21 protein-coding genes are annotated in these 22,902 nt (G+C 48.0%); 8 read left to right on the forward strand and 13 right to left on the reverse strand.

Annotated elements, in window-relative coordinates:
* Positions 1-59: 59 nt before the first annotated feature.
* The 9 genes from ACFQRK_RS06750 to ACFQRK_RS06790 all read right to left on the reverse strand — a co-directional run bounded on the left by ACFQRK_RS06750 (position 60) and on the right by ACFQRK_RS06790 (position 10,054).
* Entirely contained in the window at positions 60-1,100 is a 1,041-nt protein-coding gene (locus ACFQRK_RS06750; RefSeq protein ID WP_379004904.1) for a Gfo/Idh/MocA family oxidoreductase, read from the reverse strand.
* Between the two features lie 13 nt (positions 1,101-1,113).
* Positions 1,114-1,668, reverse strand: coding sequence for a DUF4142 domain-containing protein (locus ACFQRK_RS06755; protein WP_379004906.1), 555 nt, complete (start codon positions 1,666-1,668; stop codon positions 1,114-1,116).
* A 71-nt stretch (positions 1,669-1,739) separates the two neighbouring features.
* Positions 1,740-4,316: a phosphoenolpyruvate carboxylase gene (locus ACFQRK_RS06760; RefSeq protein ID WP_379004908.1), complete on the reverse strand. Its 2,577-nt coding sequence runs from the start codon at positions 4,314-4,316 to the stop codon at positions 1,740-1,742.
* Between the two features lie 203 nt (positions 4,317-4,519).
* Positions 4,520-5,161 (reverse strand): response regulator, encoded by a 642-nt coding sequence (locus tag ACFQRK_RS06765; RefSeq protein ID WP_379004910.1) that lies wholly within the window; start codon positions 5,159-5,161, stop codon positions 4,520-4,522.
* 122 nt (positions 5,162-5,283) lie between these two features.
* A complete protein-coding gene (locus ACFQRK_RS06770) occupies positions 5,284-7,509 on the reverse strand; it encodes a tetratricopeptide repeat protein (protein ID WP_379004911.1) in 2,226 nt (741 codons plus the stop codon).
* 11 nt (positions 7,510-7,520) lie between these two features.
* A complete protein-coding gene (locus ACFQRK_RS06775) occupies positions 7,521-8,279 on the reverse strand; it encodes a DUF3575 domain-containing protein (protein ID WP_379004913.1) in 759 nt (252 codons plus the stop codon).
* A gap of 156 nt (positions 8,280-8,435) precedes the next feature.
* Positions 8,436-8,636 (reverse strand): hypothetical protein, encoded by a 201-nt coding sequence (locus tag ACFQRK_RS06780; RefSeq protein ID WP_379004914.1) that lies wholly within the window; start codon positions 8,634-8,636, stop codon positions 8,436-8,438.
* The gene (locus ACFQRK_RS06785) at positions 8,636-9,343 is read right to left on the reverse strand and encodes a hypothetical protein (protein WP_379004916.1); all 708 of its coding nucleotides are present in this window, start codon (positions 9,341-9,343) and stop codon (positions 8,636-8,638) included. The genes ACFQRK_RS06780 and ACFQRK_RS06785 overlap by 1 nt, the downstream gene beginning before the upstream one ends.
* Before the next feature lie 27 nt (positions 9,344-9,370).
* The gene (locus ACFQRK_RS06790; RefSeq protein ID WP_379004918.1) at positions 9,371-10,054 is read right to left on the reverse strand and encodes a hypothetical protein; all 684 of its coding nucleotides are present in this window, start codon (positions 10,052-10,054) and stop codon (positions 9,371-9,373) included.
* 122 nt (positions 10,055-10,176) lie between these two features.
* Here ACFQRK_RS06790 and ACFQRK_RS06795 point away from each other — a divergent pair, with 122 nt between their 5' ends.
* A complete protein-coding gene (locus ACFQRK_RS06795; protein WP_379004920.1) occupies positions 10,177-12,339 on the forward strand; it encodes an FUSC family membrane protein in 2,163 nt (720 codons plus the stop codon).
* Between the two features lie 39 nt (positions 12,340-12,378).
* Positions 12,379-13,389 carry a YpdA family putative bacillithiol disulfide reductase gene (locus ACFQRK_RS06800; RefSeq protein WP_379004922.1) on the forward strand — a complete coding sequence of 337 codons (1,011 nt, stop codon included), beginning with the start codon at positions 12,379-12,381 and terminating at the stop codon, positions 13,387-13,389.
* Here ACFQRK_RS06800 and ACFQRK_RS06805 read toward each other — a convergent pair.
* Entirely contained in the window at positions 13,360-13,974 is a 615-nt protein-coding gene (locus tag ACFQRK_RS06805; protein WP_379004923.1) for a TetR/AcrR family transcriptional regulator, read from the reverse strand. The genes ACFQRK_RS06800 and ACFQRK_RS06805 overlap by 30 nt on opposite strands.
* 112 nt (positions 13,975-14,086) lie before the next feature.
* On the opposite strand from ACFQRK_RS06805, the gene murB reads away from it, so the two are divergent.
* The 3 genes from murB (at position 14,087) to ACFQRK_RS06820 (ending at position 16,095) form a co-directional block, all read left to right on the forward strand.
* Entirely contained in the window at positions 14,087-15,115 is a 1,029-nt protein-coding gene (gene murB / locus ACFQRK_RS06810) for a UDP-N-acetylmuramate dehydrogenase (protein ID WP_379004925.1), read from the forward strand.
* Between the two features lie 208 nt (positions 15,116-15,323).
* On the forward strand, positions 15,324-15,839 hold the full coding sequence (locus tag ACFQRK_RS06815) for an RNA polymerase sigma factor (protein WP_379004927.1): 516 nt from the start codon (positions 15,324-15,326) through the stop codon (positions 15,837-15,839).
* Positions 15,826-16,095: a cytochrome b5 domain-containing protein gene (locus ACFQRK_RS06820; protein WP_379004929.1), complete on the forward strand. Its 270-nt coding sequence runs from the start codon at positions 15,826-15,828 to the stop codon at positions 16,093-16,095. Before ACFQRK_RS06815 ends, ACFQRK_RS06820 begins: the two co-directional genes overlap by 14 nt.
* Here ACFQRK_RS06820 and ACFQRK_RS06825 read toward each other — a convergent pair whose 3' ends face one another.
* Entirely contained in the window at positions 16,096-17,016 is a 921-nt protein-coding gene (locus ACFQRK_RS06825; RefSeq protein ID WP_379004931.1) for a PfkB family carbohydrate kinase, read from the reverse strand.
* A gap of 574 nt (positions 17,017-17,590) precedes the next feature.
* On the opposite strand from ACFQRK_RS06825, the gene ACFQRK_RS06830 reads away from it, so the two are divergent.
* The 3 genes from ACFQRK_RS06830 to ACFQRK_RS06840 all read left to right on the forward strand — a co-directional run bounded on the left by ACFQRK_RS06830 (position 17,591) and on the right by ACFQRK_RS06840 (position 21,563).
* Entirely contained in the window at positions 17,591-19,897 is a 2,307-nt protein-coding gene (locus ACFQRK_RS06830; protein WP_379004932.1) for a TonB-dependent receptor domain-containing protein, read from the forward strand.
* Positions 19,898-19,906: 9 nt separating this feature from the next.
* Positions 19,907-21,247, forward strand: a complete 1,341-nt coding sequence (locus tag ACFQRK_RS06835; protein ID WP_379004934.1) for a sialidase family protein — start codon at positions 19,907-19,909, stop codon at positions 21,245-21,247.
* A gap of 64 nt (positions 21,248-21,311) precedes the next feature.
* Positions 21,312-21,563 (forward strand): hypothetical protein, encoded by a 252-nt coding sequence (locus tag ACFQRK_RS06840; RefSeq protein ID WP_379004936.1) that lies wholly within the window; start codon positions 21,312-21,314, stop codon positions 21,561-21,563.
* Positions 21,564-21,571: 8 nt separating this feature from the next.
* Here the strand turns inward: ACFQRK_RS06840 and ACFQRK_RS06845 are convergent, their stop codons facing one another.
* On the reverse strand, positions 21,572-21,847 hold the full coding sequence (locus tag ACFQRK_RS06845) for a zf-TFIIB domain-containing protein (RefSeq protein ID WP_379004938.1): 276 nt from the start codon (positions 21,845-21,847) through the stop codon (positions 21,572-21,574).
* 127 nt (positions 21,848-21,974) lie between these two features.
* Complete coding sequence (locus tag ACFQRK_RS06850) at positions 21,975-22,688, reverse strand: type 1 glutamine amidotransferase domain-containing protein (RefSeq protein ID WP_379004940.1); 714 nt, start codon at positions 22,686-22,688, stop codon at positions 21,975-21,977.
* Positions 22,689-22,902: the final 214 nt, after the last annotated feature.

Here is a 22,902-nt window from a genome sequence, read left to right on the forward strand (position 1 = left end):
CCAAACATCGTATCACACCGGCGCTTTATCGGCAATAACGTTAAAATACCTTCAAAAGGCTACTGGTAGTCGCCATTCCAGGCCGGCTGCTCGAGTATTTCCATCTGCCACAGAATTTCCTCGGGCTTCACCGGAAAAGGTTCATTCTTCCGTATCTGTGCGAATACGGCATTGAATAAGTCATTGTAATCTCCTTTAAGCGCCTCCCTGTACCGCATTTCACGGTCACCATTTGGTTTAACGAGCGTGATCAGGCCTTCCTTACCCGCCGGCTCAATCCCGTATTGGGGGTCCTTCGGTGACATTCCCCCCTGCAGCTGATCTTCCTGAACATCAGCCCTTACCTTCTGAAACGATCCTTTAACGCCATGCAGCACGTAGGCCGGCAAGGGATTGGCGACCAGCAAGCTGGCGTGGATGAAGACCGTAAATCCTTTCGGATAACTAAGCACCAACGTTGAGAAATCGTCAACTTCGGAACCGGGTCGATGTGTGGCTACTATTTTTAAACTCCTCGCAGGTTTGCCAAAAAGACTGATCACTTGATCCAGCAGGTGTGGCCCAAGATCATACAATACACCGCTTCCCGGAATTTTCAGCTCTTTAAATATTTTTGGGCTTTTTTCCATGCGGTAGCGATCAAACCGCACGTGCATTTCAATCAGCTCACCAAGTGTCTCTCGTTCGACCACACGTTTAAGCAGCTTGAAATCGCTATCCCAGCGACGGTTCTGGAAAACCATCACATGCCGGCCAACCTCTTTTCCCAGCTCAAATATTTTTCTTGCATCTTCGGCACTGGGCGCAAATGGCTTCTCCACTAAAATATGTTTCCCGGCCTTCAGCGCTTTTGTTGCATAGTCCACATGCGTGTCATTGGGAGTGTTAACGATGACAAGCTCAATTTTATCGTCACTCAGCAATTCATCTACCGAATCGTAGCTAACTACGTTCGGATACCGTTGCTGGGCTCGCTTCTCGTGCCTTTCGACAACGGCCCGTAGCTCAAACCGGCTTTTTTGATGGATAAATGGCGCATGGAATACCCTACCGGACATCCCATACGACAAAATACCTGTGACAATGCTCTTTTTGGACATTGCAAATGTGGATTTAGTGATGCGCGCCGTGCTCCTCGTGGCCGCCAGCCAGGGCGAAAACCTCTTTTACCGCCGGCAGCTTTTCGTTCGCGTAGGCTTTCAATGTTTTGGATGTATTCCGGCTAACCCGGTTGAAATGCTCTAAAATTGCCCCTTGCTCGTGTTGAACATGCGCGGTGTACGCTTCGTTATTAAAACCGGTCAAGCTATCCGTAGCAAAATGATGGGGCATAGAAAAACCCGGAATGCCCGGATCAGGCAAAACTACGTGAAATGCGGACGCCAAAGTCTCCAACTCAGGAATCATTTCACCATACAAATCGCTGATCTTCGAGGCTAAATTCTTGGTCGCTGCAGAAGCCCCAACCGACTGTACATATTTGGCTAGTTGCACTTCGTATACAGCCTTTTCATGCGCCAACTTAAAAAACAGATACCCTTCGGTGTCTACATTGGTTTCATTGTTGAGCAACAACGATCTCTTTGCCGGCTCACCGGCATGCCGTGTACATGAACTTACTGCCGCAACCAAGGGCAAAGCCATCAAAAAAATATTCCTAAGTTTCATAAAAATTCATTTACCGAGACAAACTTAGCGAAAAATGTCATGCCCATCAACAGTTTTGTCGGAACGGCCTGTCAGGCAAGATTTCTGCCGGCATTTACCACCCCATATACCGTTCGGGTAACCAGCTTCGAAAACACTTCGCGGTCTTTTTCACTCAACCCGCTCTTCTGTAATTGCTTGATGGCGTAATGTTGAATGATGAGAAGCGGAAGTACAATTTTTTCGCGTATCGCAATGGATTCCCGCTCCACCGGATAGTTCTCCATTAACACTTTACTTCCGCTGAGCTTTAACACATAGTACTTCGTACGTTCGTATTCATCGCGCATCCGAGCCCAGAATCCGCCAAACGTTTCGTCTGCCTGGATATAAGAAGTCAAGTCGAAATTCGATTTGGACATAGACATCATGCAATTATCGATGATGGTTTTGAACATACCTGAGGTTTCATAAAGTTCCTTCACTTGCTCCCATTTCCCTTGTTCCTCAGCTTGTTGGAGTGCCGACCCTACCCCGAAAAAGCCGGGTATGTTCTGCTTCAATTGGCTCCAAGAGGTGACGAAACTGATCGCCCGCAGGTCTTCCAAGCGCAATTCTCTATCCGAATTTCGTTTGACGGGCCGGCTACTAATATTGATTTGAGAAAGAAATTTAAGTGGGCTAAATTTTTCGAGGTATTTAAGGAATAACGGATTGTGCCGCAACGACAGAAACTGCTCATGGCTAACATGGGCCATATCTTCGATCAATTGCTTTTTTTCCGCCGACAAGGTATCGCCATCTTTTTGTCCGATATGAGAAGTAAGTCCGGCATGAAGAAGCTGTTCTATATTGTAATATGCCGTATCCCACGAACCGTATTGGCTGCTGATTGTTTGTCCCTGTATCGTCAACTGAATGTGGTCATTCGCAATCTCTTTGCCCATAGAAGCGTAAAAACGTTGGGTCTTTCCACCTCCCCGGGCAGGAGGCCCTCCCCGCCCGTCAAAAAACACGAGGTCAACCTCGTATTGCCTAGCAATCGCCGTAAGCTCCACTTTGGCCTTGTAGATTGACCAATTGGCCATCAAGTACCCGCCATCTTTTGTGCTGTCTGAAAACCCGAGCATAATGGTCTGCTTGTTACCCCGTCGCGCCAGGTGGGCCGCATAGTGGGGATGTGTATATAAGGCTTCCATCACAGCGGCCGCGCGTTTGAGGTCATCGACCGTTTCGAACAACGGCACGAAGTCGATGCAAAGTGATTCGGTTTGCCAATCACTCCACAGAAACAATTCCATCAGTTCCAGGATGTCAGAAGCTTGTTGGCAGTTGCTAATGATAAACCGCTGGGCTGCCCGCTCGCCACCGGACCGCTGAATATCTTTAATCAACCGGACAACCCGCAGGGTGTCTACCACCAAGGGATGCGCGTCGTTTCCGTACGATACGTCCAGCGCATGGAATTTAAGGGCTTGTTGTTTAGCCCCCTCATCCAATCGTTCGAAATCGCCAGCAATACCCGTTTCTTCTGCATATTTTTCGCGTATATACGCATGTGTTTGCCGGATTACACTACTGTCTTGGCGGATATCTAACGTGGCAAAGAAACATCCGAATGTTCGCACTTTACGGATCAGGTCGTCCACCAATTCTACGAATAGGCCGTCGTGGTAATCCGTCAGGACACGTTTAATTTCTTTTAGGTTGTGGACAATGACGGATTTCTCATTTTCAGGATTTTCGGAAGGATTAAAGCTGTTTTCATAAAACCTATCCTGTAAAATGTCCATGTATTTTTCGACCCCTCTGAATGTAATCCGCCTCTTGAGCAACCGAAAATCACGGTAATAACAACGGAACAAAATAGTCCGTAGCAATAAAGCAACGCGCTTCGTTCCCTCAACGGTTACATTGGGATTTCCGTCGCGATCCCCCCCCGGCCAAAAGCCCAGTTCCACCAGTTGCCGATTTTCGTCGGCCGGCAAGTCGAATTCTTCATCGATTTTTGATTGAATTGCCGACGCAACCGGATAAAACACCTTTTCCAGAAACCACGCCAAGCTGATTGCCTCATCCACCGGCGTAGGCTTATTTTTCATCATAAACGGCGTTTTGCCCAGCTGTTGCAACAGTAAATGAATGTTATTAATGTCGTTTTTCTTAAGGGCTTCGGTCAAGTCCGTGATAATCGCCAAAACAGGGCCGGGATAAAACTGCGTGGGGTGAGCTGTCAAAACAAGCCGCAATGAGAAATCACGCAGTTTGCCTACCAATTTGTCACGGAGTTCTTTGTTGCTTTCGGTTTGCTTAAAGACCGAATCCAACAGCCCTGCTTCGTCCGATCGTCCGGTTTTCCGGAACGCAGCATCTTCCACCGCATCAAATAGCACAACTTGACGCTCTATATACTGGATAATCCGAAAGAGCAGATCGATACGGTCAGCCTCGCGAACATACTGTTCATATTGCCCGAAAAAACTCTCGATAATCGCCTCGGGATCAAGTTTTGCGGCGACGCCGCGTTCGCAGTGCGCCGTAAAAAAAGGCAGTAATGTACCCGTGTGTTTTACCTGATAAAACGGCAAAGTCATGAATAGACTGTTAAACAGCTCGAAACGCGTAAGCACCTCATCTTCAAAGACCGCTTGTTTTTTACTTAAGTTCATCTGCTCGTGTTAAACGTTTTAATGAATAAAATCGTTGACTATCTTTTATGAAACTAAGATAGGGGTTTGTTGATTAATAAGGCCCTGCCCTCATTCGGCAATATTGCACAATGAGTAATCAAACCGCCAAATATATAAATAATTTATCAGGAAACGCTCGGTTTATTGAAATGATAGCAAAAATGAAAGGCCAAAATTAAAAATTAGATAACCCCATTGTCGATCGCAAATCGATATAGGGATATTTTCGAGTCGTCCAATCCAAGTTTTTTTACAATATTTCGCCGATGCGTTTGCACGGTAAAGGTAGAAAGGTATAGTTTATCGGCTATTTCTTTGGAATTATAATCGTTGCAGACCATACGGATGATTTCTACCTCCCGTTTGGTGAGCTTATATTTTTTCAGAAATTCATCGAAATACGAAAAATCGGATCCTCCCAGCTGTTCCGGGCCAGAAAAATCCGGAAAAACCAATTGCCCGTGCAGGATATGATCGATGCGATCCAGTAAACGGTGCAGGTCTTCCGTTTTTATCAAATACCCATGCGCCCCCGCCTCCCTGCATTGGTCGGCCAATTGCGCAGACACATAACTCGTAAGCACAATGATTTTCATGGGCAGGTGGGATTTCTTCAATCGGTCCAACGTCTGCAAGCCGTCCATGCCCGGCATATTCAGGTCAAGCAATAACAAATCTGCCCTTGTTAAAAATGCCGATTGCAACAAGGACCTGCCGTCGGCGAATTCGGCAACCACATCAAATCGGTCGCTTTTCTCCAAAGCGTCCCGGATACCCTGTATGACAACTGGATGGTCATCGGCAATGATCACACGTGTTTTCATGGTAAATGTTTTACACGACAGCTTGGTTTTATTAGGTCACGTCATATAGCTCCGCAATAATAGCACTTTTTCAAGAATACCGCAATGTTGATGAATGACAATTACAGTAATCCATTCACCGGTTAAGACACCGAACCCCGGGCTATGGGCAATTCGACCAATACAAATGTTCCCTCGCTTTCACGCCCATTAATCTCGATGGCTCCGTTGAAATAATCAATATTGCTTTTCAACAACTTCAATCCGATACCGTCGGTGGTTTTGCTGCTATCCAGTCCTTTTCCGTTATCCTCCATATAAATGGTAATGGAATGATCAAGTTCTACGATTTGCACCAACACGTGGGTTGCCTGTGCATGCTTGATGATATTGCTAAGCACTTCTTGCGCGATCCGATAAATGCCCAGGCAAAATTCATCACTCCAGTCATCGGTATTATCCAATCCTTCAATCACCTCTTCTACTTTTATTCTTCCGGACGCGTTGACCGCACTGACTAAATCGAGAATACCCGATTTAAGGCCGTATTTTTCCAGAGCAATCGGCATCAGCGAATGACTGATTGCGCGGATGGTTTCGTTCAGTTCTCCCAACAGTTTTTGCGCGGTCTGCAGTTTGACGTTTGCATCGCTATCCACTGCAAACACATCTGATTCAAGCTGACTGAGATTCAGCCGAATAATCGAGAGTTGTGCCCCGACTTCGTCATGTAACTTGCTAGCGATTTTCCTGCGTTCCTCCTCTTCAGCATTGCGCAGTGCCCGCGATGTATTGATACGGTGTTGCTGAGCCAGCTGTTGCAGTTCGGCGTGATGGTGTGCTTTAGCTTGTTTGCGCCGAAACATGAAAACACCGATGATGATGATCAATGTCAAAACGAGCAATGCCGCTACCAACACCGTATTGAGCAGTCTCTCGCGCTGCTTTTCCTGCTCGAAAGCCAATTGGATATCCCGCTTTTCCAACTCATATTTCGATTCGGCCTTTAAGATCGCCACCTGTTCATTTTGGGTAAGCATACTTTTCTCGAGATCAAGCACCCTGGCTTGGTAGGCAAAAGCAGTTTTGTAGTCGGCCTTCCGGGCGTATAGTGCACTTAAATATGAAAAGACGTCGTGAAGGCCGCTGGTTTTCTGGGTGGTATCCAACAACGCTTCTGCATCCAGTAAATACTGCTCGGCACTGGGGATGTCCCCGGCCTTCAGGTAGAGTCTTCCTAAATTGGCCAACGTCGAGCTGATTTCGGTTTTGGAACCGGCACTTCTGCGAAGTTCAAGCGCTTTCTTCATCAAGATTTCAGCACTGTCCAATTCGTTGGTATCAAACAGGAAATTTCCGTAATTATGATATACCAACCCCAGTCCACGTCGATCCTTGATCCGACTGAAGTTCGCGATCGCTTCGTCAAAAAAATATCCGACCGAATCGAAATCACCCTTTTCGATATACGTAACCGCCACATTCGATGCCGTCAATCCTAACGTTTTATAATTTCCGGTCGCCTGGGCCAAACGTTGGCTTTTCCCGAAGAAAGAGATCGCCCTGTCATACTCCTTTGCCTGACGGAAAACAATAGCTAAATTACCATACGACTGCGAAAGCCCCAAGCTATCATTCATTTGCTCTTTGATCGCGATGCTCTTTAGGTGCATCGCCGCTGACTCTTCATATCGCGACGTCTCTGCGAAGGTATTAGCCATATTCATGTATAATAATGCCAATACCCGGCGATTACCCTCAGCCTCCGCCAGCTGAATTCCCTTCTCCAAATACGCTGCCGAAAGGGGAAATTCTCCCCATATCCTGCTGATGACGCCCAACTGATTGTAATAAGTCAGCAAATCCATGACATCGCCTTCCGGCAACGATAGCGCGAGGTTCAATGCGCTCAGGTAATTTTGTTTGGCCTCCCGGAGATCTCCCCCAGCTTGCTGTTCCCGGGCAATATTTCCCAGCGCCAACGATTCTCCTTTCAGGTACCCTACACTGCGTGCAGCCTTTAATGCCAGCGAATCATAGTCGAGCGCCTCGTTGTATTTTTGATTCTTATGGCTCACATTGCCCAACGTGACGTACGCATGAACCGTGCTTTTGGCATCCTTTGCACGCTGTGCTTCCGATAATACCTGCTGAGCCTCACGCACTGCTCGGTCGTATTCGGCAACCGGATACTGGATAGCACGTTTCAGGATCAGTTCACGGATTTTTTCGCTATCTTTTTCTTTTTTTATCAGCCGACTTAAACTATCTATGCCACGATCGTTTAAAGGCCCCTGTGCGAAAAGCCCATTGCCCCAGAGGATAAGTGCTGCGATGACCGAAACGCTTCCCACGCTTTTCATAGGCATGCCCAGTTCAATTAAAAACGTATTCCGACCGCCAGCCCGGTCCGGATCCCGGCCCACGGCCCCTTCATGTCGAGCCTGGCTCCATTGTCGTCGACGTGTGCCTCGGTATCAACCATCGGAATTTCCAAGTTCTCGAGTTCCTCGGCCAAGGCAAGCTGTGCCTCGGGGCTCAGCGGCATTGAACTGCTCCCCGTAAGTTTTCCGGTAGCTGCCCCATAGGCGGGCCCCAATATCCACCAATCCAGGTAAACCCAGCGACCGATACGCCATTGCGATCCGAATAACACGCCACCCGTAATGCCGCTGATCCGCCCGTCCAATGCCATCGTATGCGTCTCCTCCCAATAGTTTCCCGCTTCATCTTCCGATCCTACCGTATATTCGAACTGATCAAACCCGAGCCCGTACGAACTATACCGTGCATAGGGGGCAATGTAGAATCCGCGCGGTCCGTCGTGCCTGCCGAAATAGAACCTCGGCTCAATGGTAATCGCCTGGTTACCGATCTGGATATCCTGTAGTTGTTCAAAGGTTTCCGCATCGTCAATATAGGACTCAAAAGCGTTTAACATCGGAAACCGCCCCTTCGGGATCACCCGCAGCCCGACGGCTACGGAAATCTTCCGGGATACCAATCGCTCATATTGCAGGGAAATGTTACGGAATGGCAACGCCAATACGTTAATCTTGGCAACATTCACGTCATAATCGACCATGCGCGATTGCGGCTTGGTTTGGGTGGAATTCGGTTGTGCTGTTGCGTGATCCATCAGTATCCCCACTGAGATCAATGCAACAAGGACCTTACAAATAAAGGGCAATGACAATTTCATAGTAGCAGTCTGTCAAAATAAAAACTTGGGGTAAATTTCTCGTTAGGTGTCGTTAGTACTCAAAAAAGGCAGCGCAAAAATCTGCGCTACCTTTTAAATCGGTTCAGGCAGCGATAAAGACACGGTTCCACATTCAGCCACCTGCGGGGCATCGGTCTTCCCGGCGGCAACACGTTGCCGCCAGCCCACTAGCTCTTCACAGCGGTCATGTATAAGGCCATCAGCCTCACCCAAACTGGCAAACATAGCTGCCAAGTGTTCCCACTGATGTGTCAAATATCCGGTGTGCTCCATTAGTAAAACTGAAGCCCCAATTTGATTTGAAACATACCCATCGGGAATTTTTCCTTGGTGGTGTTTTCGGTATACTCACCGGTTTCCTCGTTGTATTCGCTGTCGTAGGCATCATATTTGAACGCGCCGGATTCATAGCCGGCCGTCAGCGTTATTTTCTTGTATCGCAGGTTGACTCCTACATCACTCTTCAAGCCAAACAACACTTCCTCCAAATCCTCCATTTCACTCAGTGATGTCAGCATGGTTGGCGCTAATTTCACAAACGCATCGGCATAAAAATTCTCCAACGGATTGAACGAAATAACCGGTCCCAGCTTAACTCCCACGGAGGTTAAGTCGGTCTTTTCCGAATAACCCGGATCATCCGGATCGTTCCACTTCAGGGGATTGTAACCAAGCGAAAGAAAGGAAGCATCCAATCCTACTTTAAAAAGGTCGGCAACCGGCTCTGAGTGCAGGAAGAAATATTTTCCGATTTCAAAATTCAATCCGGTTGGTGCGGAATAGGCTTCGTCCAGATCGCCCTCGTTTAGCTGTTTGACAAAATCGTTGTTCAGGAAACTGGCTCCCACACGCAAATAAAACTTTCCGTAATCAGGCTCGTTGTAGTATCCTTGCCCGACAACTGAGGCTTGTTGGGCTTGCACGCAAAACAAAGATCCGAAAGCGACGCAAAATGCGGCGGATAACTTGGTGATGTTCATTGTAGATAGATTTTAGTAAAATACGGATTAGTTGACTCCTAGGCGGCTTTGCAGATCGGGAATGACATTTTCGTATGTACGTAATATACGATCCCACCGGCGAAACGATTCGTCGGCATTGACGCTGGTGCCGGGAGGCGCGATTTCAGAAACCAATTTGGCTTTGTATTCCAAGGGATCCGTGTTGCTGGTTTTCACGATTAGGCGGGTACGCACAACACCGGAGTTGAAGGACTTGGCAGACCAGGCAGTGGCCATGTAACCCGTCGATTTATCCATGATCGCAATGACGTCAAAAGAGCCCGTGACGATCCGGTTCAGTAAAATCCAGGTTTCATCAGCGCTTTTGGAGGGCCTGATGTCGATGTCCTGATTGGCCAAGTTGGTCACAAAAGAATTCTCGTAGGCTTCGTCTTTCGTGAGCTGGATGAAATCGGTCTTGGGAATGATATTTATCCCATTGTTCTCGTAATTCCGTATTTCCGTTACAAATCCCACCTTTTCGACACGCACGTTGACAGTAGCATACTTCGGAATTTTAATTTTGGCAGGTGAAGTTACCTGGTTACCGTCCACATACATACTCGAACCGGCCTCGGTACTGATTGTGATGGCTCGGTCTTTGGCTTTCTGTCCGTAACCTGGCAGGACGGCCACCAGCATGCCGCTCGCTACCAGCACAAATGTTGTCAGTAGATTTCTAATTTCCATATTGTTGATTGAATTAATAGTTTGAGCAAAACTAAACACCGAAAAGACCTTCTGAAATACTCACTACTGAGTATTTTTACGTTGGCCTTTTGTGTATCTTTGTATGCACCATCCCGCTATCCATGAGTAAGGCAAAGGAAATCCAGAATTTTTTTTACAGCCAATATTTCGCCGATGGTCTCCGTATCACATTCGGTGCACTTACGCCTGCACTCATTTTTTCCTGGTTTGGCAATCTTCAGGTTGGCATTACCATCTCATTGGGTGCAATGGTCGTTGGACTTTCGGACACCCCCGGGCCGTTGAATCACCGAAGAAACGGTATGTTGCTGTGTACTGCGGCGGTGTTGATCTCGGCGCTGATCACCAACTTGGTCAATGACATTCCTGTATTGCTCACGGTCGTCATTGTGGGAATGAGTTTCCTGTTTTCCATGTTTGCGGTCTACGGTGCACGGGCGTCGTCGGTGGGTACCTTGGGTATCCTTGTCATGATACTCAACATTGACGGTGCAGACAACACCTTTTGGGACGTGACGGCGCATATAGCCTACATCTTGTTGGGCTGCGTTTGGTACATGTTATTGAGCCTATCCCTTCACCAGGTAAGACCCTATCGCCAGGCCCAGCAGGAGCTGGCGGAATCTATCCAGAATGTCGCTGACTATATTCGGATTAAAGCTAATTTTTACGACGGCAAATCCGATATCGAGCGAAACTACCGCGAATTAATTGAACAGCAAATTGTTGTCAGTGAACATCAAAATAATGTCCGTGATCAATTGTTCAGAAGTAAGAAAACCATCCGTGATACCACAAAAATCGGGCGATTGCTGATTTTGATTTTTACCGACATCATCGATCTGTTCGAGCAAAGCATGGCCACCCATTACGACTATGAGGCGATGCACGAGCAATTCGGAAAGACCGGAATATTGCAGCACTTTAACTTGACCATTCGGCGAATCGGCAATGAACTGGAACACCTGTCCTATCAGATCAACGCAAATCGGAGGCCCAAGTCACTGTATAATTTCAAAAATGACTTGGATCGGATACGGGGGGCAATCGAAAAAGTAGACAAAGAATACGAAATCAACACACTTCCGTTAAAAAAGGTGCTAATCAATATCCGTAACCTCATCCAGCGGATCAATAGTATATACGGATATTTTGATAGGGAAACAAAGAATTCGTTCCGAAAGGAAGAAACCGACCTCAGCCAATTTATCGAACATAAGGACATTGACTTTAAGCAATTCCGGGAAAACCTCACACTCAAATCGACCTTATTCAGGCATGCTGCACGGATGGCGATCGTCATGGGGATTGGCTATCTCCTCTCGCTTATGATCAATGTGGGCAACCATAGCTACTGGATTCTATTGACCATTATGGTGATATTAAAGCCCGGGTTCAGTCTGACGAAGCAACGGAATTTCCAGCGATTGATCGGCACAGTCATCGGCGGAATCGGTGGCGCACTCATTCTGATGCTCGTCACCGACCAAACATCGTTATTTGTCCTATTGCTCTTGTTTATGGTGGCTACGTATAGTCTGATCCGCATCAATTACATTGTCAGTGTGATGTTCATGACTCCCTACATCCTGATCATGTTTAGCTTTCTGGACATGAATACGCTAACCATACTGAGGGAACGGATTATTGATACATTGATCGGCTCCGGGTTAGCTTTTCTTTCCAGTTACATCATTTTGCCCAATTGGGAAAGCACCCAAGTACAAACCACCATGCGCAAATTGCTTATCGCCAACTACCGCTATATCGCGCAAGCACTGAAAATCATCGCAGGTCGCCCGTTAAGTATAACGGATTACAAGTTGGCCCGGAAAGAAGTATACATTACCACGGCCAACATGGCTTCCGCATTCCAACGCATGATTACCGAGCCCAAAAGCAAACAGAAGGATGCCAAGGAAATTAATAAGTTTGTCGTGTTTAACCATATTCTCTCCTCGTATTCCGTTACCCTGCTTAACAATGTCAGCGACGCCGACAATGCGTCGTTGACGGGCGAACATATTCGGGTTGTCCGAAAAACACTTTATCTACTCGCCCAGACCATCAAGCTTTTCCCCCCGGATGAGGACGACGACGATTTCGTGGAAATCGAAGTGGACACCCCGCCGGATTTCGACCACAACAACATCGATTCGGAAGAATCGAGATTGATCACCGAACAACTTAATTTTCTCAACCGGATTGTCATTGACTTGAATAAAACCTGCGCCCAGCTCATGAAGCACCCGATTGCAGCGTAAGTTTGGGTATTCCCCGACTGTCGCGTATCTTTGCGAAACATGGAAACCTCGGCGCACTATCAGCTGCTCATCATTGGTGGCGGCCCCATCGGCTTGGCCTGCGGCATCGCCGCTCAAGCCGCCGGACTATCGTATCTGATTGTTGAAAAAGGATGTTTGGTTAATTCATTATACCGGTATCCGCAAAACATGACCTTTTTTTCCACATCGGAAAGACTCGAAATCGGCGATGTCCCATTTGTTTCCATCAATCCCAAACCCAAACGGGCAGAGGCGTTGGAGTATTATCGGCGTATTCAACAAAAATTCGATCTAAATACCCATCTATTTGAAGAAGTAATTTCCGTATCCAAACCCACCGATACGTTCCACGTTACCACGAGCAAATCTGCCTATACGGCATCCTACGTGGTGGTGGCTACCGGCTTTTATGACATTCCGTGTTTATTGAACATCCCAGGAGAAGACCTCCCCAAAGTAAGTCACTATTACAACGACCCTCATTATTATTCCGGACAGAAAGTCGTGGTCGTGGGTGCCAGTAATTCGTCGGTAGACGCCGCATTGGAAACTTACCGCAAAGGCGCCGATGTGACGCTCGTGGTACGCGGCGAAAGTATCGGCCCCCGTGTCAAATATTGGGTGCGTCCAGACATGGAAAACCGCATTACGAACGGTGAGGTGCGGGCGTTATTCAACAGTACGCTCACCGAAATCCGGCCGACCGAAGTGGATATTTTAACGCCCGAAGGTCTGATAACCCTCGAAAATGACTTCGTGTTGGCATTGACCGGGTACCAACCCAATTTCGCCTTTTTGGAGAAGATAGGCATTAAACTTTCCGCGGATTCGTCAAGGCAACCAGTTCATAATCCCGACACCATGGAAACCAATATACCCGGTCTTTTTCTTGCAGGAGTGGTTTGCGGGGGAATGAACACACATCTGTGGTTCATTGAAAACTCACGCGTTCACGCCACACAAATCCTAAAACGGATTTCAGAAATTGAAGGTAAGGGGTTAATGAGAAGGGGCCGCCAATCCTCGTAAAAATACGGTCGCCATTTTGTTCTGGAGTTGCAATATGTGATCAAACTCATCTTTTTTAGGAAACAAGATGCCTTTTAAATCTTTCAGTATACTGAACCGCATACCAACCAGGGCAAACAGAATGATTTCAGCGGTTTCTTGTACGTCTTCAATGACCAATTTGCCTTTGTCTACACCTTTTTGCAGGATTCCCCGGATTAATGCTACCTCTTTTTCCTTGGAATTTTCCATCACGTGAGCCATCTCATCGGGCATTTGCTGTACCGCAGATATCGAGTGTTCAAGAAGATTGTAATATTTGGTCACGAAAGCGATCCGTTTATCCAATATGAACATCATGGCCTCCTGGCAATCCTCAATCGATGCCAGTTCGTTCTCCAGCTCTTCAAACGATCGCGCCATGACGTGTTCCAACACGGCCGCATACAACGCATTCTTATCGGGAAAATAATAATACAGCAGTGCTTTGGAAAACGACAGGTCTTGCGCAATCTCAGACATCGTAGTTTTTGCCAATCCGAAATGCGCAAACCGGCGAGTGGCTGCTTCCAAAATCTGCGTTCGCTTTTTATCTGCGTTTATCATACAATACGGTCACACTTGCGCTCTCAGGTCAATCGCTTATCTTTGGCCATTAAAGTTAATATGTTAAAGATACGTATTAATTTGAATTATTGAAAAAAATAGTCAAAATTCAATGGAGTTTTCAATCAAGGAACGTTTTCCACTCAAAGCATACAATACATTTGGCGTTACCGCATTTGCAGCTGAATTTATCGAAATCAATTCAGAAGAGGCACTGGTCCAATTTTTCGAAAAACGAAAGGACGCGGTACAACAGCCTTTCCTCGTCCTGGGCGGTGGCAGCAACATCCTATTCACCAGGGATTTTGAGGGCTTGATTATCCGGATCGGTATACCAGGGATCAGCCATCAGCTATCGGAAAACGAAGTGTGGGTTACCGCCGGAGCGGGTGTGATCTGGAACGACCTGGTGTGGTATTGCGTCAATCGCAATTTTGCAGGTATTGAAAACATGGCCCTGATTCCGGGCACAGTCGGCGCGGCCCCGGTTCAAAACATCGGCGCTTATGGCACAGAACTAAAAGATGTTTTTGGGAGCTGTCGCGTATTTGACACAAAGAGTGGGAAGATTTCCACATTTTCCAAGGAAGACTGCCAATTTTCCTACCGTGAAAGCTTGTTTAAAAGAGAAGCGCGGGGCCGCTATATTATTACACAGGTAACGCTTCGGTTATCGCTTAACCCCACGATCAACACTTCGTACGGGGCCATCCAAGCCGAATTGACCAAACGGAACATCCTACATCCCACCATCAAAGACGTTGCAGAAGTGGTATCGGCCATACGGACTGAAAAACTGCCAGATCCCTCCACCATTGGCAATTCGGGCAGCTTTTTCAAAAATCCCATTGTCACCGTACAGCATTTGCAACAATTACAGTTCACTTTCCAGGACATGAATTTTGTATATTATCCGGTGGACACAAATCACGTAAAACTTGCTGCCGGATGGCTGATCGAGCAATGCGGCTGGAAGGGGAAGCGAATCGGCGATGCGGGTACCTGGAAAAACCAAGCCCTCGTATTGGTAAACCACCAAAACGCCTCTGGATCAGACATATACAATTTATCCGAACAGATCATCCATGATGTCAAAGAAAGGTTTAACGTCGCGCTGGAAAGAGAAGTAAATATTATATAATTTTAATAAAAAGATAACGTATATTAGCTTCCTAATTAAACGATCCGTACTTCTTTAGCACGATACTTGTTGTCATTGACACGGCACTAATTTTAGACTGTAACGTCAGTTTTCTGAAATAAGGCATTTGCGAGCGCTTATTTGGTATCATAAAATTGTTTAACTTCGGATTCGGGCCCTAACTCGGAATCCCTTAAACCGTAAAAAGATGACGAGATTTGAGTTTAACACATTAGTAGTGCAACACACCGAATCATTAAGAGGGTATGCGTTGCATTTCACCCGTGACGACGAGGATGCAAACGACCTCGTTCAGGATACCATGCTAAAGGCCGTAACTTACCACGGCAAATTCAGGGAAGGTACCAATCTAAAGGGATGGTTATACACCATCATGAAAAATACCTTCATCAATCATTACCGTCGATTTGTCAAAACCAATAGCTTTGTCTCGCAATCCGAGGAAATCTCCAACGCACACCTGGCTTACAGTGCCACAACTAATGCCGGGGAAAATAAGTTTGTGATGGAAGACATTAAGGGCGCCATGTCAGAGTTATCTGATGAATATTATATTCCATTCAGCATGTATTTCGAAGGATACAAATACCACGAGATTTCAGAGCATTTACAAATCCCGATCGGTACCGTCAAAACACGTATCCATGTAGCGCGGCGCAGCATGAAAAAGGCCTTGAACGCGTACAAATATGAGCGATCTTAGGGCGCTGCATCAGCTACCCACATATACGAAATCTCAGTTAGCACTGAAAAATGGGCAAGACAGTCCCGAAATCTGGATTGCCTATCGCGGCCATATTTATGATGTATCCAAAAGCCGCTTATGGTTCAAGGGCATGCACTATGAACATTGGGCCGGACAGGATCTGACGGATGAGCTGGCAGATGCCCCGCACACTGCCGACGTATTTTCGCGCTTCGAAATCGTCGGCATACTGGCCGCAATGGGCCCGCAGTAATCAGCTTTCTATTTCGAACTTACTGAGTTCCGTAAAACGGCTTATTCGCTGGGCTATCAGCTCCGCATCCAGTTCCTGCAATCGCTCTGTTCCGAATTTTTCTACGCAGAAGGAAGCCAATGCGGACCCAAAGATCACGGCATTTTTCATGTTATGGAAGTTCGTGGTTCCGACCTTTGCCAAATAGCCAACAAACCCGCCAGCAAATGCATCCCCTGCCCCGGTGGGATCATATACCTCGGCAAGCGGCAGCGCCGGTGCCGAGAAAATGCGTCCATTGCCGAATAACAGTGCACCGTGCTCCCCCTTTTTAATAATCAGGTATTTCGGCCCTAGCTGCAGAATCTTCTCAGCCGCTTTTACCAACGCATATTCACCAGAAAGCTGCCGCGCTTCGGCGTCATTAATGGTCAGTACATCCACACGCTTCAACACCTCCATCAGGTCATTCCAAGCAACATCCATCCAAAAATTCATGGTATCCAATACCACCAGCTTCGGTTTATGGTTCAGCCGGTCCAATGTGGTCAACTGCACCTGGGGCGTAAGGTTTCCCAACAGCAGGTATTGACAATCCTGGTAACTGTCCGGAACAATTGGATCAAAATCGGCCAGCACGTTCAGTTCGGTAGCCAACGTATCCCGGCTGTTCATGTCGTTGTGGTATTTTCCCGACCAAAAAAACGACTTCTGTCCATTTTTTATCTGAACCCCTTCTAGGTCGATGCCTTTCGATCTTAATATTTCCAAATTATCATCACCGAAGTCTTCTCCAACCACACCGATCAGTTTTACATGCTGATATAAATACGCAGCAGCTAGCCCGGCAAACGTGGCCGCTCCCCCTACTATTTTGTCCGTTTTTCCGAAAGGTGTTTCGATTGCATCATACGCGATGCTGCCGACGATAACTAAACTCATAAATGTATTGATCTTTTGCCCGCAAAGGTAGACCTTTTCGTGAGTATACGCTGTATTTTGTTGCAAATGTCCCACTTTCACAGTAAGTTTGTCGCACCATGGCTCGTCGGCTTCTCGTCTTATTGCTTATCTGCTCGCTTTTCGCGGAAAATATTTCGCGTTTGCTCGTTACCGCAGCATTTGAGTTGAACCGGCCGTACATCGCTGAATATTTCTGCGTGAATAAAGACAAGCCGCTCTTGCATTGCGACGGAAAATGTTATTTAGCGAGAAAACTCAAAGAAGCCGAAGAAAAGGAAAAACAATCGGAGAAAGAATCGCTGAAAGTTAGTTATCAACCCGCTTCGATTGTCGAAAAAACAATATGGGCTTTCCCCGTCCCCCCGAACAAAGAAATTCACGAGGCATTCGACATACCATTTTTGCTGCCGTCACGGCCTAGCAAGATATTCCATCCTCCGCGCGCCTAGTCGCTGCATTCTCATAGGACGTCAATGGCCGTATCCGATTTATCGGGTTACTGCTGTATTATGTGGTACCGCTGGCATCCATCCAGCTCATCTGAAACATACGAATGAACATATCATACCCTATTTGGAGGTTTATTTTCCTTCTGTGCCTCGTCGCGCGGATAGGGCAGGCAAACGCACAGAATCTTTTTTTAACTGGTCATATCTATGACACACAAACCGGCCAGCCGCTAGCCAACGTTACGATCCGCAACGACGGCGGGCAAATCATCGCACAATCGAGCAAAGACGGATCCTTTCAACTTGACCAAGCGCAAGCAACAACGGCCATCGAAGTGACCTTGATAGGCTACAAAACGCAGCGTATCCCCGTCACCGGGCACCGGGATATGAACATTCAATTGGATGTTGATCCCGTCCAGCTTGACGAAGTGCGCGTGGGGCTCAACAACCGTGTCAATCGGGAAACCCCGGGGTCCATAGCACTACTGAATACCAGTGACATTCAACGCGGAAACGGGATATCCCTGCAATCGGCATTTAACACCGTTCCAGGTGTGCGCATGGATCAAAGCACGCTATCTGATTCACGGATTTCCATCCGGGGCAACGGGGTACGATCGCCCTGGGGAAGCCGCGCGGTAAAAATTTACTTAAACGACATCCCCATCACGGAGACGGACGGAACGACGCGTATCGAGGCACTGGATGTCAATAACATCGGCCGCGCGGAGATCATCAAGGGGCCGGCGTCCAGTATCTATGGAGCGGGCACCGCCGGTGTCATCAATTTCCAACTGCAGCGTGCGCCTTATGGCGAACGCAGCCTTGAAGTAGCGGGCTTATCCGGCAGTTATGGGCTTACCCGGACAGCTACCGCTTACCGATCGGGTGGCGACAAGGTAAACAGCTACGTCGCCTACGGTTGGCAGGAATACGACGGCTACCGCCTCCACAGCAACGACATGCGGCGATTCATTACAGGTAATTTTCAGTTTTTCCCAACCGACCGGCAGATTATCACCGCACTGATTAACCGTACTACTCAGCATTCGCAAATACCCGGTGCGCTCACTCAAAGCCAGGCAGCGGAAAATCCCTTGCAGGCGAACCTCACCAATGTAGACAAGCGTGCCGGAAGGTATCAAAACTGGACGCGCGTGGGCATCGGGCAACAATATCGGTTCAGCGAGAAGCTCACCAATAGTACCAGCCTGTTCAGCTATTTTTACGATCTCAATCACCCGTTGGCGTATGCGTATATCCGCAACCACTACCAAAGTTACGGCGGGCGTACGCGTTTCACCTATAATCCCGGCTTCAATCGCTTCGCTACCGTCTTTAACGTGGGAGCCGAGTTCAACCAAGGGCTTACGAAGGGCAGTCAATACGTCAATGAACACGGCCTGGAAGGCGCTATCAATGCGAATATAGACAACCAAAACACCTTCTATTCGCTCTTTTACCAATCCGAGACCGCGATTGGTCCCAAGACGCTGTTTACTCTTGGATTGGGGATCAACAGTCTGCAATACCGTGTGCGCGATTACCTCGCTCCTATGCAAAATGGCACCAAGCGCTTCAACCCACAAGCTACACCCCGGATTGCGCTGAGCCATACCTTCCACGAAGCCCTAAGCCTGCATGCGAGCGTCAGTACCGGCTTTACCCCGCCCACCGGATCGGAAATCAAGACCGTTGATGGTTCTATCAATCCTTCGTTACAGGCCGAGAAGGCTGTCAACTATGAACTTAACCTTAAAGGAGGCCTGCTACGCTCGCGGCTCAGCTATGATTTGGCCTTTTTTCGCATGGATATGAGTGGCGAACTGATCGCACAATCGGTGCAACAAGGCATTACGGTTTATCACAATGCGGGCAAAACCGATCACCGTGGTGCGGAACTGGCGATTTCCTGGCTAGCGGTGGACAAGATAAACAGCTCATGGATAGAGCGGCTGCGACCCTTTGCGGCGATCACGTATTCCGATTTCACATTTGTCGACTATAAAATCCGCGATGCAGATAACGCCGTTACCGCTTCGTACGATGGCAACCGGCTGACAGGCATCGCTCCTTGGGTGATCCATACCGGAGTCGATCTTAACACCAAATTCGGTTTTTATGCCAATTGCAGTTACCTACTCAATGACCGACTGCCACTGAACGATGCCAATACGGCCTATCACCCAAGTTACCACCTGCTGAATGCCAAAATCGGTTACGCACGCCTAATCGGTAAGCGCATTAAGACTGAAATCTATGGCGGTCTCGACAACCTGCTGAATCAGCGGTACAGCTCGTTCGTTGCGCTGAATGCCGTCGCCTATGGCAGTGGACAACCCGCATTTTACAATCCCTCGCCCAACCGTAATGGCTACGGAGGCCTCAATGTTAGCTATCTATTTTAACTCCGAAGCATGAAAACAACTCACTGGATATACGCAGTCGTCCTGGCAAGCGCCCTCAGTGGCTGCTCCGTTCAAACATCCCAAAAAGACGAAGCCCCGAAAACACTGGCCGTCGAGCAAGGCCATTCGGCGACCGCGCCTTATTTCACCTATGATAACGCGGGCAATCCCGTGCTCTGCTGGACCCAAAAGCACCCTAAGGATGGTTCTAATCGGTTGGTATTTGCTACGTATGATGCCTCTTCAGCCAACTTTGCCGCCCCCATCGCGGTAGCGGGATCCGACGGAAGCAGCGCCGCTCCGGAGAGCATGAGTAAAATAGCCTTTAAGAACGACGGCACGATCGTCGCCGTCTTCGCCAAACCCTTTTTGCACGAAAAAAGCCCCTTCGCCGGGGCTATTTATTTCAGTATCTCCTCCGATGGGGGTGTATCGTGGTCACCCCCCAATTTTTTGCATGCCGATACTGCTCACGATTACGGGCGTAATTTTTTTGACATTGCCCGCCTTAAAAATGGTGAAGTGGGTGCCGTGTGGCTGGACGGGCGGGACAAATCAATTGAGGGGTCCACGTTATATTTTGCCACCACGGCTCCCAATCGCGGGTTTGTGGAAGAAACTGTAATCCATCGGGGTACATGTGAGTGCTGCCGCACAGATCTGTTGGTTGACAAACAAGGCTTCATACACGTAGCGTATCGAAGCCTTACATACCCCGCCGCATTATTCGGCGAACAAGCTCGGGACATGGCCTATGTGCGCTCCGAAGACAACGGCCGAACCTTCAGTACAGAAACCCTCATCAGTGCCGACAATTGGGCCATCCGCGCGTGTCCGCATACAGGTCCCACACTGGCGTCAGAAAACGGGCGCACACACGCGGTGTGGTTTACCGCAGGTGGGACGCCGGGGCTTTACTACACACATAACCGCCCCGGTAACCAGCAGTTTGCTGAACGCCTGTTATTGACTGCAACGGGCAGCCACCCGCAGTCGCTGGCAATGGGGACGGACACCGTTTTGGTAGTCTATGAAAATCGGCCCATGCCATCCACTGCCCATCACACCGCTACCCATGGCGGAATGCATAACCACGCCAAACACGAAGATGTCTCCGGTACGGACGCCGGTTCCCAGATCCTATTACATCCCATCATCAATGGCCATCCTACAGAGCCGATTGCAATTTCGTCCAACCAAGCGTTTAACCACCATCCGGTAATTGCACAGGTAGGCAATGTGGCCTTGGTGGCTTGGGTTTGCGAAGAAAAGGAGGGATCAACGATCGTTTACAAACGCATACACATGGACGAAATCAACCAGTCGCCTGCTTCGGCGAGATCTGATTGAAGCTGAAGGCCGCTTTGAGCCGATTTCATTCAAACAAAGTCGTCCGACGAAGCGTTGAATAAATATGGGCAAGCATAATAACAAGGTAAATCTACCGTTCGGCATCCGATTTATCGACGCTGTAACGGGCAAACGCTGCACAGCGACGGTACACCATCAGACGGAAACGTTCGATGTCGACCTTGGGGCGGCACAAGTGAGCCTGATCAACAACGGTGATAATTCCTGGAGTTCTGTAGAAAATGTGCTCGATCAGGAAACCGTCAACGAAATCGGCATGGTAATCGAAGCACATTACGCGAATATGACCCCTTAACGGTTAGGTCAATCGAAATCAAAAAATTCGCCGAAAAAGGACTTCTTCTTTTTACGATATCCGCCCGGGTACTCGCTTTTATAATCCGTTCTTTCCCGGTACTGCTCACCGGGATAACCTGAGCGGCTATCCGCCGGCTGGGAATAGGCTTTCTCGGATTGCTCGATAATTTTATCCAATTCACCACGATCCAACCAGATCCCCCGGCACTTAGGACAGTAATCGATTTCAACCTGATTACGTACGGCCATCAAAAGGGTTTCATTGCAATTTGGACACTTCATTTGTTACGTCTTTAATGATAACTGTGTAACAGATATCGATGAAAAATATACGGTCTATCTTATGTACTAACACAAAAGTACATAAAAATATTCGCTTGCGGTTTGTTTACCTGCGGTAAGTTAAGCATTACAAAGGATCTACGATGGCGGGTTCACCCGTTGCCCCGAGCAGCTGGATAAGTGTCCGCGCCGTCGGCCCTGCAGACATCGGATTTTGACCCGTTACCAGCAAACCATCGAGTTCCACGTGGGTGGTAAACGGTATTGTCGCTGAATGGAAGTCCGCCCCAAATTCTTTGAGTGTCGTTTCCAGCTCATAGGGAATGTTTTTGAAGCGGCCAACCAGCTTTTCCTCGGCGTCCGTAAAAGCAGTGATCCGCTTACCACGTAAAAGGCCAGGCTCCATTTCGGCCGCTTTGATCAAAGCGGCCGGGCCGTGGCATACGGCACCTACAGGCTTTCCCTGCGCCAAAAAGTCCAATATAAGTTTGCCGCTGGTCTCACTCCGGGCCAGATCCCACAGAGGGCCATGCCCACCGGGGTAAAATAAGGCATCAAATGCCGTAGCACCCACGGATTCCAGCGCCAGCGTATTATTGAATAGGTGCTGAGCGTCCCCATCTTCGTCGAAACGGCGGTTGGCAGGTGTAATATGTTCCACCAATTTACTCATTGGATCGATGGGCGGCTTGCCTCCCGCCGGGCTTGCTAGCACCACTGAAAACCCTTGATCCACAAATTCATAATAAGGTTCGGTAAATTCTGCGAGCCATACGCCGGTTTTGCTATCCGTATTTTCCATGTCGGCGTGGGAGCTAAGTATCAGCAATATCTTTTTCATGGCCATGTTTTATAACAGGTATACCCTTTCAATCCGTCCGTAAAAAATAAAACAACGGAATCCATTATTTTGTTCGACATGATTTAACCGTTGCAGTGAATCTGAAGGAAAAAGACGGGGCGTTTGCCCATGCGCATATGGAGATTGCGCCGAAAAATCCAAATCTGGTAATTACCCGTCTCCAAAAACCCAAAGACGTCAAAAACAAAAAAAG

Source organism: Parapedobacter sp. GCM10030251 (assembly GCF_042666505.1).
Lineage (GTDB): Bacteria > Bacteroidota > Bacteroidia > Sphingobacteriales > Sphingobacteriaceae > Parapedobacter.

Coding starts and splice junctions, on each gene's coding strand:
- ACFQRK_RS06750 (WP_379004904.1), bottom strand. CDS start 1,100: ATGTCCAAAAAGAGCATTGTCACAGGTATTTTGTCGTATGGGATGTCC.
- ACFQRK_RS06755 (WP_379004906.1), bottom strand. CDS start 1,668: ATGAAACTTAGGAATATTTTTTTGATGGCTTTGCCCTTGGTTGCGGCA.
- ACFQRK_RS06760 (WP_379004908.1), bottom strand. CDS start 4,316: ATGAACTTAAGTAAAAAACAAGCGGTCTTTGAAGATGAGGTGCTTACG.
- ACFQRK_RS06765 (WP_379004910.1), bottom strand. CDS start 5,161: ATGAAAACACGTGTGATCATTGCCGATGACCATCCAGTTGTCATACAG.
- ACFQRK_RS06770 (WP_379004911.1), bottom strand. CDS start 7,509: ATGCCTATGAAAAGCGTGGGAAGCGTTTCGGTCATCGCAGCACTTATC.
- ACFQRK_RS06775 (WP_379004913.1), bottom strand. CDS start 8,279: ATGGATCACGCAACAGCACAACCGAATTCCACCCAAACCAAGCCGCAA.
- ACFQRK_RS06780 (WP_379004914.1), bottom strand. CDS start 8,636: ATGGAGCACACCGGATATTTGACACATCAGTGGGAACACTTGGCAGCT.
- ACFQRK_RS06785 (WP_379004916.1), bottom strand. CDS start 9,343: ATGAACATCACCAAGTTATCCGCCGCATTTTGCGTCGCTTTCGGATCT.
- ACFQRK_RS06790 (WP_379004918.1), bottom strand. CDS start 10,054: ATGGAAATTAGAAATCTACTGACAACATTTGTGCTGGTAGCGAGCGGC.
- ACFQRK_RS06795 (WP_379004920.1), top strand. CDS start 10,177: ATGAGTAAGGCAAAGGAAATCCAGAATTTTTTTTACAGCCAATATTTC.
- ACFQRK_RS06800 (WP_379004922.1), top strand. CDS start 12,379: ATGGAAACCTCGGCGCACTATCAGCTGCTCATCATTGGTGGCGGCCCC.
- ACFQRK_RS06805 (WP_379004923.1), bottom strand. CDS start 13,974: ATGATAAACGCAGATAAAAAGCGAACGCAGATTTTGGAAGCAGCCACT.
- murB (WP_379004925.1), top strand. CDS start 14,087: ATGGAGTTTTCAATCAAGGAACGTTTTCCACTCAAAGCATACAATACA.
- ACFQRK_RS06815 (WP_379004927.1), top strand. CDS start 15,324: ATGACGAGATTTGAGTTTAACACATTAGTAGTGCAACACACCGAATCA.
- ACFQRK_RS06820 (WP_379004929.1), top strand. CDS start 15,826: ATGAGCGATCTTAGGGCGCTGCATCAGCTACCCACATATACGAAATCT.
- ACFQRK_RS06825 (WP_379004931.1), bottom strand. CDS start 17,016: ATGAGTTTAGTTATCGTCGGCAGCATCGCGTATGATGCAATCGAAACA.
- ACFQRK_RS06830 (WP_379004932.1), top strand. CDS start 17,591: ATGAACATATCATACCCTATTTGGAGGTTTATTTTCCTTCTGTGCCTC.
- ACFQRK_RS06835 (WP_379004934.1), top strand. CDS start 19,907: ATGAAAACAACTCACTGGATATACGCAGTCGTCCTGGCAAGCGCCCTC.
- ACFQRK_RS06840 (WP_379004936.1), top strand. CDS start 21,312: ATGGGCAAGCATAATAACAAGGTAAATCTACCGTTCGGCATCCGATTT.
- ACFQRK_RS06845 (WP_379004938.1), bottom strand. CDS start 21,847: ATGAAGTGTCCAAATTGCAATGAAACCCTTTTGATGGCCGTACGTAAT.
- ACFQRK_RS06850 (WP_379004940.1), bottom strand. CDS start 22,688: ATGAAAAAGATATTGCTGATACTTAGCTCCCACGCCGACATGGAAAAT.